The organism is Erythrobacter sp. A6_0 (assembly GCF_017744235.1).
GTDB lineage: Bacteria > Pseudomonadota > Alphaproteobacteria > Sphingomonadales > Sphingomonadaceae > Qipengyuania.
Window position 1 is genome coordinate 408,725 of record NZ_JAGHQR010000002.1, and the last position, 11,790, is coordinate 420,514.

At 64.7% G+C, this 11,790-nt stretch carries 10 protein-coding genes and 1 riboswitch; of the genes, 2 read left to right on the forward strand and 8 right to left on the reverse strand.

The features are described 5' to 3' along the window. The first annotated feature begins 6 nt into the window (after positions 1–6). Positions 7–804 carry an enoyl-CoA hydratase-related protein gene (locus tag J7347_RS07670; RefSeq protein ID WP_209161549.1) on the forward strand — a complete coding sequence of 266 codons (798 nt, stop codon included), beginning with the start codon at positions 7–9 and terminating at the stop codon, positions 802–804. 259 nt (positions 805–1,063) lie between these two features. Further along, complete coding sequence (mmsB, locus tag J7347_RS07675) at positions 1,064–1,936, forward strand: 3-hydroxyisobutyrate dehydrogenase (protein ID WP_067681342.1); 873 nt, start codon at positions 1,064–1,066, stop codon at positions 1,934–1,936. Here the strand turns inward: mmsB and J7347_RS07680 are convergent. From J7347_RS07680 to J7347_RS07715, 8 genes are all read right to left on the reverse strand, one after another. Further along, positions 1,927–2,667: a hypothetical protein gene (locus tag J7347_RS07680; RefSeq protein ID WP_209161550.1), complete on the reverse strand. Its 741-nt coding sequence runs from the start codon at positions 2,665–2,667 to the stop codon at positions 1,927–1,929. The genes mmsB and J7347_RS07680 overlap by 10 nt on opposite strands. A gap of 13 nt (positions 2,668–2,680) precedes the next feature. Further along, positions 2,681–4,357 (reverse strand): aminomethyl-transferring glycine dehydrogenase subunit GcvPB, encoded by a 1,677-nt coding sequence (gene gcvPB / locus J7347_RS07685; RefSeq protein ID WP_209161551.1) that lies wholly within the window; start codon positions 4,355–4,357, stop codon positions 2,681–2,683. Next, entirely contained in the window at positions 4,354–5,715 is a 1,362-nt protein-coding gene (gene gcvPA, locus J7347_RS07690) for an aminomethyl-transferring glycine dehydrogenase subunit GcvPA (RefSeq protein WP_209161552.1), read from the reverse strand. The genes gcvPB and gcvPA overlap by 4 nt, the downstream gene beginning before the upstream one ends. 62 nt (positions 5,716–5,777) lie before the next feature. Then, positions 5,778–6,149, reverse strand: coding sequence for a glycine cleavage system protein GcvH (gcvH, locus tag J7347_RS07695; protein ID WP_209161553.1), 372 nt, complete (start codon positions 6,147–6,149; stop codon positions 5,778–5,780). A 3-nt stretch (positions 6,150–6,152) separates the two neighbouring features. Further along, the gene (gene gcvT, locus J7347_RS07700; protein ID WP_209161554.1) at positions 6,153–7,343 is read right to left on the reverse strand and encodes a glycine cleavage system aminomethyltransferase GcvT; all 1,191 of its coding nucleotides are present in this window, start codon (positions 7,341–7,343) and stop codon (positions 6,153–6,155) included. A 166-nt stretch (positions 7,344–7,509) separates the two neighbouring features. Beyond that, positions 7,510–7,618: riboswitch (glycine riboswitch) on the reverse strand. Positions 7,619–7,722: 104 nt separating this feature from the next. Further along, positions 7,723–8,661 (reverse strand): sulfite exporter TauE/SafE family protein, encoded by a 939-nt coding sequence (locus tag J7347_RS07705; RefSeq protein WP_209161555.1) that lies wholly within the window; start codon positions 8,659–8,661, stop codon positions 7,723–7,725. Next, a complete protein-coding gene (metH, locus tag J7347_RS07710; protein WP_209161556.1) occupies positions 8,637–11,246 on the reverse strand; it encodes a methionine synthase in 2,610 nt (869 codons plus the stop codon). Before metH ends, J7347_RS07705 begins: the two co-directional genes overlap by 25 nt. A 13-nt stretch (positions 11,247–11,259) precedes the next feature. After that, complete coding sequence (locus tag J7347_RS07715; protein ID WP_209161557.1) at positions 11,260–11,781, reverse strand: GNAT family N-acetyltransferase; 522 nt, start codon at positions 11,779–11,781, stop codon at positions 11,260–11,262. Between the last annotated feature and the right edge of the window lie 9 nt (positions 11,782–11,790).

Below are 11,790 nucleotides of genomic sequence, written 5' to 3' on the forward strand. Positions count from 1 at the left end.
CTTGAATTGGCCGATTACGAAACCATCACCGTCGAAACCGATGCGCAGGGCAAGAGCGGCGTCACCCTCATCACGCTGAACCGCCCCAAGGCGCTGAATGCGCTTAACTCGCAGGTTCTCGAAGATCTGATCGAGGCCTTCGCCGCCTATCAGGCCGACGAGACGCAGCTTTGCGCCGTCCTGACCGGATCGGGCGAAAAGGCCTTCGCGGCGGGCGCGGACATCAAGGAAATGAGCGAGAAGGAAGCGGCCGACTTCTATCTCCAGGATTTCTTCGCTCCCTGGACCAGCGAGATCGTGAAGAAGACCCGCAAGCCCTGGATCGCGGCGGTCAACGGCTTCGCCTTGGGCGGCGGATGCGAGCTCGCCATGATGGCCGATTTCATCATCGCGAGCGAAAACGCCAAGTTCGGCCAGCCCGAAATCAATCTGGGCGTTGCTCCGGGTATGGGTGGATCGCAGCGCCTGACCAAGGCGATCGGCAAGTCCAAGGCGATGGAAATGTGCCTGACGGGCCGGATGATGGGCGCCGAGGAGGCCGAGCGCAGCAATCTGGTGGTCCGCGTGGTACCGCATGACGAACTGCTGGCCGATGCGCTCAAGACCGCCGCGACAATCGCCAGCAAGCCGCCCATGGCAGCGATCGCCAACAAGGAAATGGTCAACGCCGCCTTCGAGACCTCGCTCGATCAGGGCCTGATCGTCGAACGCCGCATCTTCCAGATCCTCGCCGCAAGCGAAGACAAAAAGGAAGGCATGGCGGCCTTCGTCGAGAAGCGCGAGGGTAAGTGGAAGGGTCGGTAATCCTCAAAGGCCTTGGCCTGTTGATATTCGGCGCGATGTTTGTCTGGTTCGGTATCGACGGTTGGCGCCATCGCCGACAAGAACGGATTTCCCTTATCGAAGCAGCTATTCTCAAGGCGGGCGGAGACGACAATCCATTACCGCTGAATCGATGGGACCGGATGATGGCATATGTTCAACCGGTCCTGATGCTCATATTCGGACCGATGATGATACTGTTAGGGTGCTTGGCCCTTTTTGGCCTGACTGGAGAGAGAACATGAAAATCGCCTTCATCGGCCTCGGCAATATGGGCGGCGGGATGGCCGCGAATCTCGTGAAGGCGGGGCATTCGGTGAACGCCTTCGACCTGAGCGCGGACGCGCTCGACGCTGCGAAGGCGAATGGCTGCACGCCCTTCACCGATGCGGGCGAGGCCTGTGCGGATGTCGAGGCGGTCGTCACCATGCTGCCCAATGGCGAAATCGTGAAGTCGGTCCATGAGGGCAGCGTGATCGGCAAGGCACCGGCAGGTGCAGTGCTGCTCGACTGTTCGACCATCGACGTCGCTACCGCCAAAGAGACCACCGCAGCTGCCGAGAACGCGGGCTATGCGATGGTCGATGCGCCCGTTTCCGGCGGGATTGCGGCGGCGAATGGTGGCACGCTGACCTTCATGGTCGGCGGCAGCGAGGAGGCGTTCGAGCGGGCGAAGCCCGTGCTCGAAGCGATGGGCAAGGCAGTGATCCACGCAGGCGATGCAGGCGCGGGGCAGACGGCAAAGATCTGCAACAACATGCTGCTCGCCATCACCATGATCGGCACGTCCGAAGCGATGAAGATGGCCGAGAAGCTGGGGCTGGATCCGCAGAAATTCTACGAGATCTCGTCGCAGTCCTCGGGCTATAACTGGTCGCTCAACGCCTATACGCCACTACCCGGCGTGGGCGTCGAGAGCCCGGCGGACAACGACTATCAAGGCGGCTTCGCGACCGCGCTGATGTTGAAGGATCTGCGCCTCGCGATGGAGGCCGCCGAAAATTCCGATGCCCCCGTGCCGCTGGGCGCGCGTGCCGCCTCGCTCTACGAGGATTTCGCGGGTGCCGGAAATGGCGGGCTCGATTTCTCGGCGATTATCAAGACCTACAAGTAAGCGCTGTCGATCAGGTCGATCACCCGCGCGAGCCATTCGCGCGGCGCTTTTCTGCGCCCGATATCGGCGACGAATTCCTGCCCCCGCGCCACGCTTTTGAGCCGCCCGCCCGGCAGCCAGCGATCCGCGCGGTCGTGATAGCTGAGGCCGCCGGGTTTGAGCCATCGGGGTCGGTTCCAAAGGCTCGGCGGGCCTTCGGGCACTGTCAGGCGCAGCGCATCGCACGCGGTCTGCGCCACGCGCCCCGGCCCGCGATAGATCGTGTCGTTCTTCCCATGCATGGCAAGTGCGTGCGGATGACCGAGCGTGACGAGATCGTCGGGCACGCCGTCTGCCAGCGCGACCATCTCATCGACCTTCAGATATCCGAAAATGCGATGATGCGGTGTTTCGCCCTCCTTGCGGAACAAGCCGAAGAAAACGAACACGTCGCCCCGCCGCACCCCCTGATTGGCAAGATGGGTCTGCGCCGCGCCGACCTGCCCGAAAACGCAGGTGCCGTTGTCGAGAAACATCGGATCGTGATGGCATAGATCGTCCGGCCCGACCCGCCCCCGGCTCGCGCGCGAGGCATGGTCGCCCAGCCCGAGATCGGCATAGCTGGTGTGCGAGTCCGCGCCTGCCGGGATCGGAAGGCTGAGCGGAAAACCGCCGTTAAGGCCATCCACGATCGGCGAAGGCCCGCCGCCAGATCCGCTGTCGAATCCCTTGCGGCTGAAGACGATCCTCATGCCGCGCGGGACGTCACCGACCGCCGACCTCGCTCCTGACGGCACGGCCACTCGGCGCGAGCTCGCCTTCCCAGGCCAGCAGAGGCTTTCTCGCCGCCTGCGTTTCATCCAAGCGTCGGCGCGGGGCATAGTGCGGCGCGCCCTTCATGCTCTCATCGCCCGCGATCGCGCGCTCGGACACGCTGCGCAGCGCCATGATGAACTGGTCGAGCGCGGCTTTGCTTTCGGTCTCGGTCGGTTCGACCAGCATCGCGCCGTGGACGACGAGCGGGAAATACATCGTCATCGGATGATATCCCTCGTCGATCAGCGCCTTGGCCAGATCGAGCGTCGAGAGCCCTTCGGCAAAGCCCTTATCGCCGAACAGCGCCTCGTGCATGCACGGCCCGCTATGCGCGAATGGCGCGTGCAGCAGGTCTTCGAGGCTGCGCAGCACGTAATTGGCGTTGAGCACGGCGTCTTCGGCGACTTGCCGCAACCCATCCGCCCCGTGGCTGAGGATGTAGGTCAGCGCGCGGGTGAACATGCCCATCTGCCCATGAAAGGCGGTCATACGCCCGAAACTGCGCATCTTGCCGTCGAAATGCTCTTCGGAGAAGTTGTCCGCGTCCTCCTCTTCGACCAGATGCACCACGCCGTCCGCGGTTCGCGCGGTATAGGGCAGCGGTGCAAACGGGCTGAGCGCTTCGGACAGCACCACCGGTCCCGAGCCCGGACCGCCGCCGCCATGAGGCGTCGAGAAGGTCTTGTGCAGATTGATGTGCATCGCATCGACGCCGAGATCGCCGGGGCGCACCCGGCCGACGATGGCGTTGAAATTCGCCCCGTCGCAATAGACGTAACCGCCCGCCGCATGGACCGCGTCGGAAATCGCCTTCATATCCCGTTCGAACAGGCCGCAGGTGTTGGGATTGGTGATCATGACGCCCGCGACATCCGGGCCGAGCCGGGCCTTGAGCGCTTCCAGATCGACGCGCCCATCCGAATTGGCGGGAATGTCTTCCACCCGATAGCCCGCAAAGGCGGCTGTGGCCGGATTGGTCCCATGCGCGCTTTCGGGCACCAGGATGACTTCGCGCGCATCGCCCTTGGCTTCCAGCGCGGCGCGGATACACAGTATACCGCACAATTCGCCATGCGCGCCCGCCTTGGGGCTCATCGCAACGCCGTGCATGCCGGTGAGCTTGATGAGCCAATGCGCCAGCTCGTTCATGACCTCGAGCGCCCCGCGCACCGTATCGACCGGTTGCAGCGGATGCACATCGGCGAAGCCCGGCATCCGGGCGACCTTCTCGTTGAGGCGCGGATTGTGCTTCATCGTGCAGCTGCCGAGCGGGAAGAGCCCGAGATCGATGGCATAGTTCTGGCGGCTTAGGCGCGTATAATGGCGCACCGTTTCCGGCTCGGTCAGGCCGGGCAGGCCGATCGGTTCGCTGCGCGCGAGCTTGCCGAGGCGGCTCGGCACGTCCTCCGCAGGGGTCGGTGCCGCGGGTTGTTCGACGCCCGCCAGATCGAGCCGCGCGGCGAAGCCGAAATCGACGCCGGTCGTCTCGGTATTGCCGATCTCGAAGATCAGCGGCTCCTCCAGCATCAACGCGCGGTTTCCGGTGACGGTGTCCGGCCCGCTGACGGCATTGTGGCCTTCGACCGGAGTACCGGGCTTCCAGCCGGACTTGTTGGGCGCGTTCATGCCAGAACTCCTTCCAGAGCGGAGGCGAGCGTTTCGATATCCTCCTCGCTCGTCGTTTCGGTCACGGCCACCAGCAGGCCATCGGACAGCGCATCCTTGCCGGGGAACAGGCGGCCGAGCGATACGCCCGCCAGCACGCCGTCATCGGCCAGTTTGCGGACCACCGCGCGCGCATCCTGCCCGATACGGATGGTGAATTCGTTGAAGAACGCGTCGTTCAGCACGCTCACGCCCGGCACCTTCGCCAGCCTGTCCGCCGCGATGCAGGCGAGGCGGTGGTTCTCCGTCGCCAGCGCGCGCAGGCCCTTTTCGCCCAGCAGCGTCATGTGGACGCTGAAGGCCAGGGCGCAGAGGCCGGAATTGGTGCAGATATTGCTCGTCGCCTTCTCGCGCCGGATATGCTGTTCGCGGGTCGAAAGCGTCAGGACGAAGCCGCGCTTGCCCTCCGCGTCCACCGTCTCGCCGCACAGTCGGCCCGGCATCTGGCGGACATGCTTGGCGTCGCGCACTGCGAAGAGGCCGAGATACGGCCCGCCGAACTGAAGCCCGACGCCGATCGCCTGGCCTTCGCCCACCACGATATCCGCGCCCTGTTCGCCGGGCGATTTGATGGCTCCCAGCGCCACCGGCTCGGTATTCACGACGATCAGCAGCGCGCCCTTGTCATGCGCGGCATCGGCGATTTCCTGAAGGTTCGGCAGGCGGCCGAGGATGTCGGGATATTGCACGACCACGCAGCTGGTCTTGTCGTCGATCCGGGAGATCAGGCCGGCATTGTCGGGTTCGGACTGCAAGGCAGGGTGCGCCCCGGCAATCTCGTCCTCGGTGAATTTCGCCATGGTGCGTACAACCTCGGCGTAATGGGGGTGCAACGCGCCCGAAAGCACCACGCGATCGCGCTTGGTGATCCGCGCCGCCATGGCCACCGCTTCCCAGCAGGCGGTCGAGCCATCATACATCGACGCATTCGCCACCGCGCAGCCATAGAGGCGCGCGACCTGGGTCTGGAATTCGAACAGCATCTGGAGCGTGCCCTGCGCGATTTCCGGCTGGTAGGGCGTATAGGCGGTCAGGAATTCGCCGCGCTGGATGATGTGATCGACGCTCGCCGGAACGTGGTGGCGATAGGCCCCCGCCCCCAGAAAAAACGGCGCGTCGGCTGCGGCGAGGTTCTTCTTGGAAAGCCGCCGCATATGCTTTTCGACCGCCATTTCGCTGGCATGCATCGGCAGGCCTTCGATCGGGCCGCCGAGCCGCGCTTCTTCGGGAACGTCGACGAACAGATCGTCGATCGACGAAGCGCCGGTTTTTTTCAGCATTGCCGAACGGTCGGCATCGGTCAGGGGTAGGTAGCGCATGTTCTATTCCCGTCGTCCCGGCACGAGGCCGGGCTGTGCATTTCCAAGCTGGCTTCCAGACCTCAGAGCCCGTCGCAGAAGCTCTTATAGGCGTCGGCATCCATCAGACCGTCCAACTCGCCCTTGTCGGCGATGGTCAGTTTGAAGAACCAGCCGGATTCCTCGGGCGAGGAATTGACCAGCGCGGGATCCTCGTCGAGCGCATCGTTCGCTTCGGTGACTTCGCCGGTGATCGGCGCGTAGACGTCGCTCGCCGCCTTGACGCTTTCGACCACGGCGGCATCCTTGCCCTTCGCGACCTGGCTGCCGACATCGGGCAGTTCGACGAAAACGATATCGCCGAGCTGGTCCTGCGCATAGGCAGTGATACCGACGGTGGCGGTATCGCCCTCGACGTCGATCCATTCGTGTTCTTCGGTGAAATAACGAGCCATCGGTCAGTTTCCTCTGTGATAACGATGGGGGACGAAGGGCAGCTTCGCGACCTTCGCGGGCAGACGCTTGTTACGAACCTCGACGGTGAGTTCGGTTCCCGCTTCGGCATGGCCGCTCTTCACGTAAGCCATGGCGATCGGGTGGCCGAGCGTGGGCGAGAATCCGCCGCTGGTGACGCGGCCCACCTCGTCCTCGCCGTGATAGACGATGGCGCCCTCGCGCGCAGGCAGGCGGCCTTCGAACACCAGGCCGACGCGCTTATCGGCACATCCCTGTTCCAGCTTCACCGCGCAGGCGGAGTGGCCGATCCAGCCGCCGCTTTCGCGCCGCGTCTTGGTCAGCGCGAAGGTGAGATCGGCAGTGACGGGATCGATCTCGGCCGTGAGATCGTGGCCGTAGAGCGGAAGGCCCGCTTCCAGACGCAGCGAATCGCGCGCGCCCAGTCCGGCAGGACGCACTTCGATTTCCGCGCAGAGGCGATTGGCGAGCGATTCGACCAGTTCGGCCGGGACCGAAATCTCGAACCCGTCCTCGCCGGTATAGCCCGCGCGGGTGATCCGTAGCGGCCATTCTCCAAACTGGTAGAGAGTGGATTGCATGAAGACGAGATCGTCGGGCACGCCGCGCATCACCCGGCCCAGCGCCGTCGCCGCCTTGGGGCCCTGAAGCGCGATCAGCGCCTGCTCGTCCATGTGAGTGAGCGTGACATCGTCGGACAGATGTTCGCGCAGATGGGCGATATCGTCCCACTTCATCGCGCCGTTGACGACCACGTAATAGGCCGGTTCGCCCCAATGGCCTTTGGTGCCCGCCTCTTCGTCGCCTTCTATCCAGGGCGTGGCGTTGGTGACCATCAGATCGTCGAGGATGCCGCCCTCTTCGTTCAGCAGCAGCGAATAGCGCACCCGGCCCGGCTTCAGCGAAGCGATCGCGCCGGGCAGAAGTTTTTCCAGTTCCGCAGCGGCATTCTCGCCCGTGACCATCAGCTGGCCCATATGGCTGACGTCGAACAGGCCCGCCTGATCGCGCGTCCAGTCGTGCTCGGCCACGATGCCGCCGCCCTCATCCTTGTTATACTGGATCGGCATCTCATAGCCCGCGAAGGGCACCATGCGCGCGCCCTTCTGGCGGTGCCAGGCGTCCAGCGGCAGAGTCTCGGTGGTGTCGGGCGTATCGCCGGTGTCGTCGCTCATATCAGGCCCTGCAAGCATGGCGCACGCCGGGACGGCGCGCGTATGGATCCATGCCCCCTCTGTCGGGATACCTGAGAGACTGACGCGCGGCACAGCCTTGCGCGCTTACCCCTTCGGTGGTTCCGCCCCCGATCATGGATCGGGCGGAACGCTTTCCAGAGTGTCGACGGCGCGCGCGGTCCCTATCGCCTGAGAGTTTCCGGGGCGGTTGCTCCTTCGGCGCCGCCCGGCCACCCGAAAACGGCTGACCCGGCGAGCTCTCCCGCGCGCACCCGCCGCAGAATCGCTCCCACGGCAGACCGGTATCCGGTGAACGCTTCGTGCGCGCCGGTCAATCGGCAAACGGCGTCGCCAAGCGGTTTTGCACGCCGTATTCGCCCTAGGCGTTGAGCCACAGCAGGTAGAGCGCCGACAGGACGATCCAGCCGCCGTCGAGCGTCTTCAGGCGCTTCGCCCCCAGCCACATTGCGATCGGCCGCGCGAGGAAACCGCCGAGCATGGCGGCAGGCGCGGCAAGCAGGACGACTTCCCACACGATCGTGCCCGCCTCGATATGCCACACGCTGCCTGCGATCACGCTGATGGCGGAGATAACACAGGCCGCACCGGTGCATAGCAGGACCGGATAATGGCGGATGAAGAGATAGAGAGCGACGAGCTCGCCCACGCCGACCGAGAACAGAGCGGTGATCGGCCCGCCAACGAGGCCGATCGCAGCGAGCATCGCCAAATCCCCAGGCGCGAGCCGGTCCCGTTCCGCACGGCGGGCGTTCACCGTCCAGGTCGCGGCGATCAGGGCCGTGCCGAGGAGGATCGAGAACGCCTTGTAGCCGAGCAGGACGGCATGCTGATCGAAGCTGCCCAGTCGTTGCGTCAGCAGCATGCCCGGCACGGACAGCGCCAGCCCCCCGGCGACCACCAGCGCGAAGTCGCGCGTGCGGACCTGCGCTTCGAGCGCGCGAGGCTCCGGCTGATGCAGCAGCCGGTCGGTCCAGCGCAGCGCCCCCATGCTCATCCCGAAGCTCTGGATCGCCATCGACACGCCGACCACCTGCAACGGCGTGAGCGCCATCACATCGAGTTCGCGCAAGGCGTTGAAGACGGGCACGAACACCACGCCTCCGCCCGTGCCCGAAGTATTGGCGATGATCGCGCCTGTCAGGCCGACGCCGGGGAGAAACCACAGGCTCCCCATCAGGCCGCGCGACACCGGCACCAGCAGCCACAGCGCGGCATAGGCCGCGAGGAGCAAGGCACCTCCGATCAGGACCAGCCGCCCGGGCGGCAGTCGGCTCAGTCGAGATTGGGCCGCAGCCATCGTTCCGCCGTGGCGAGATCGACGCCGCGCCGCTCCGCATAATCCTCGAGCTGGTCGCGCCCGATGCGCGCGACACCGAAATATTCGCTTTCCGGATGGGCGAAATAGAACCCGCTCACCGCTGCGGTCGGCCACATGGCGAAATTTTCGGTCAGGGTCAGCCCGGCGTTTTCGGGCGCATCGAGCAGATCGAACAGGATCGGTTTCAGGGAGTGATCCGGGCAGGCGGGATAGCCCGGCGCGGGGCGAATACCGCGATACTCTTCCTTGATCAGCGCCTGATTGGTGAGCTGTTCGTGCGGCGCATAGCCCCACAGATCGGTGCGGACATATTGGTGCAGCCGTTCCGCGAAGGCTTCCGCGAACCGGTCCGCCAATGCCTTCAGCAGGATGTCAGAATAATCGTCCTTGTCGGCGCGGAAGCGCTCCGAATGCGGATCGATGCCGTGGATGCCGACAGCGAAACCGCCCATCCAGTCGCCCGCCGGATCGATGAAATCAGCCAGGCACATATTGGCCCTGTCGCGCGATTTCTGGACCTGCTGGCGCAGGAAGGGAAGCGTGACATGGCCGCTGTCAAGGTGGAGCGTGATGTCGTCCTGATCCCGCGCACACGGCCAGAATCCGCAGACGCCGCGCGCGGTCAGCCATTTCTCCGCGATAATGCGATCGAGCATGGCGTTGGCGTCCGCGAACAATTGCGTCGCGGTCTCGCCCACCACCTCGTCGTCGAGGATCTTGGGATAGGTGCCGTGCAATTCCCATGCGCGGAAGAAAGGCGTCCAGTCGATATAGTCGCGCAATTCCGCCAGATCCCAGTCGGGGAAGACGTGGCGCCCCGGCTGGAGCGGCGGCGCGGCCTTGTCCGAGAGGTAGACGTCGCAGAAATTCGCCCGAGCCTCTTCGAGCGACAGCAGCACGCTTTTCGACTGGCCCTCGCGCGCCCTCCTCACCTTGACGTATTCGCCCGCCGTATCGGTGACGAAATCGTCGCGCTGAGTGTCCGACAGCAGGCGGCTGGCGACGCCGACCGCGCGGCTCGCATCGAGGACGTGGATCACCGGGCCTTCATAGGCCGGATCGATCCTGAGCGCAGTGTGCACCTTGCTTGTCGTCGCCCCGCCGATCAGCAGCGGCATGGTCATCTTCGCGCCCTGCATTTCCTGCGCCACGGTCACCATCTCGTCGAGCGAAGGAGTGATCAGGCCAGACAGCCCGATCATGTCGGCCTGGTTCTCGTTGGCAGCTGCAAGGATCTGCGACCACGGGACCATGACGCCCAGATCCACCACCTCGTAGCCGTTGCACTGCAACACCACGCCGACGATGTTCTTGCCGATATCGTGCACGTCGCCCTTCACCGTGGCCATCACGATGGTGCCCTTGGCCTTGGCGCCAGGCTCTTTGCTTGCTTCGATGAAGGGGATGAGGTGCGCGACCGCCTTCTTCATCACGCGCGCCGATTTGACCACCTGGGGCAGGAACATCTTGCCCGATCCAAACAGGTCGCCGACCACGTTCATCCCGTCCATCAGCGGGCCTTCGATCACTTCGATAGGGCGGCCGCCTTCACTGGCGAATTGCTGCCGCGCTTCCTCGGTGTCGGCGACGACATGCGCGTCGATCCCCTTCACCAGCGCGTGTTCCAGCCGGCGCTTCACGTCCCAGCCGCGCCATTCCTCGGCCGCCTTCTCGTCCGCCGCGCTTGTGCCGCGATAGCTTTCGGCAAGGTCGATCAGTCGCTCGGTCGCGTCGGGACGGCGCATGAGGATCACGTCCTCGCAGGCCTCGCGCAGGGTCGGGTCGATCTGGTCGTAGACGTCCAGCTGCCCCGCATTGACGATCGCCATGTCGAGCCCGGCGGGAATCGCATGATAGAGGAACACCGAATGCATCGCGCGGCGTACGGTCTCGTTGCCGCGGAAGCTGAAGCTCAGATTGGACAGGCCGCCGCTGGTCTTCGCCTTGGGGCAGCGCTGCTTGATCTCGGCCACCGCCTCGATGAAATCCAGGCCGTAACGGTCGTGCTCCTCGATCCCCGTCGCGACCGCGAAGATGTTGGGATCGAAGATGATGTCCTCGGGCGGGAAGCCGATCCCGACCAACAAATCATAGGCGCGCGAACAGATTTCGACCTTGCGCGCCTTCGTATCGGCCTGCCCCGCCTCGTCGAAGGCCATGACGACCACTGCCGCACCGTAATCGCGGCAGATACGCGCGTGATCGAGGAAGGGCTCCTCGCCCTCTTTCATCGAGATCGAATTGACGATCGGCTTGCCCGATACGCATTTCAGCCCCGCTTCGATCACGTCGAATTTCGAACTGTCGACCATAACCGGCACGCGCGCGATGTCGGGCTCGGCGGCGATCAGCTTGAGGAAAGTGGTCATCGCGTGCTTCGCGTCGAGCAGGCCTTCGTCCATATTGACGTCGATGATCTGCGCGCCGTTCTCGACCTGCTCGCGCGCGACTTCGACGGCGGTCTCGTAATCGCCCGCCATGATCAGCTTCTTGAAGCGCGCCGATCCGGTGACGTTGGTACGCTCGCCGATATTGACGAAACGGGCGGTGGAAAGATCGCTCATGGAAATATCAGACCTATTCGAGATCGCGCGCGAGCACGACGTCATCGTAAAGAGTGCCACCGACATCGAAGCGGCGCGTGGCGATCTGGCGGAAGCCGTGCTTCGCATAGAAGCCGATCGCGCGGTGATTGTCGTCCTTGACGCCCAGCAGCAGGCGCGAGTGCCCTGCCGCCCCGTCAATTGTGCTGGTCAGCAGGCGCGCTGCCGTATCGCCGCCATGGAAGCGCGACAGAAGATAGATCTTCTTCAGCTCGATATCGCCGGGCTCTGCGGCATCCAGTTCGGGCTCCACCAGCAGCGCATAGCCGACCGGCGCGCCGTCGAGTTCGGCCAGCCAGGCCCGCGCTCCGGCGGCGAGGCCCGCGCGCAGATGGTCGGGCTCGTGATGGCGGGCGCAATGCGCCACCAGCGCCTCGCCATCGATCAGCCCCGCAAAGGTTTCGAGAAAGGTCGCATCGGCCACCAGCGAAAGGCGCGCCGCGTCCGTCGCGCTCGCCTCGCGAATGGCGATATCGGGTCGGGCGGTTTCGCTCATGCCGCTCCG

Coding starts and splice junctions, on each gene's coding strand:
- metH (WP_209161556.1), bottom strand. CDS start 11,246: ATGAGCGATCTTTCCACCGCCCGTTTCGTCAATATCGGCGAGCGTACC.
- mmsB (WP_067681342.1), top strand. CDS start 1,064: ATGAAAATCGCCTTCATCGGCCTCGGCAATATGGGCGGCGGGATGGCC.
- gcvPB (WP_209161551.1), bottom strand. CDS start 4,357: ATGAACGCGCCCAACAAGTCCGGCTGGAAGCCCGGTACTCCGGTCGAA.
- J7347_RS07705 (WP_209161555.1), bottom strand. CDS start 8,661: ATGGCTGCGGCCCAATCTCGACTGAGCCGACTGCCGCCCGGGCGGCTG.
- gcvPA (WP_209161552.1), bottom strand. CDS start 5,715: ATGCGCTACCTACCCCTGACCGATGCCGACCGTTCGGCAATGCTGAAA.
- gcvH (WP_209161553.1), bottom strand. CDS start 6,149: ATGGCTCGTTATTTCACCGAAGAACACGAATGGATCGACGTCGAGGGC.
- J7347_RS07715 (WP_209161557.1), bottom strand. CDS start 11,781: ATGAGCGAAACCGCCCGACCCGATATCGCCATTCGCGAGGCGAGCGCG.
- J7347_RS07680 (WP_209161550.1), bottom strand. CDS start 2,667: ATGAGGATCGTCTTCAGCCGCAAGGGATTCGACAGCGGATCTGGCGGC.
- gcvT (WP_209161554.1), bottom strand. CDS start 7,343: ATGAGCGACGACACCGGCGATACGCCCGACACCACCGAGACTCTGCCG.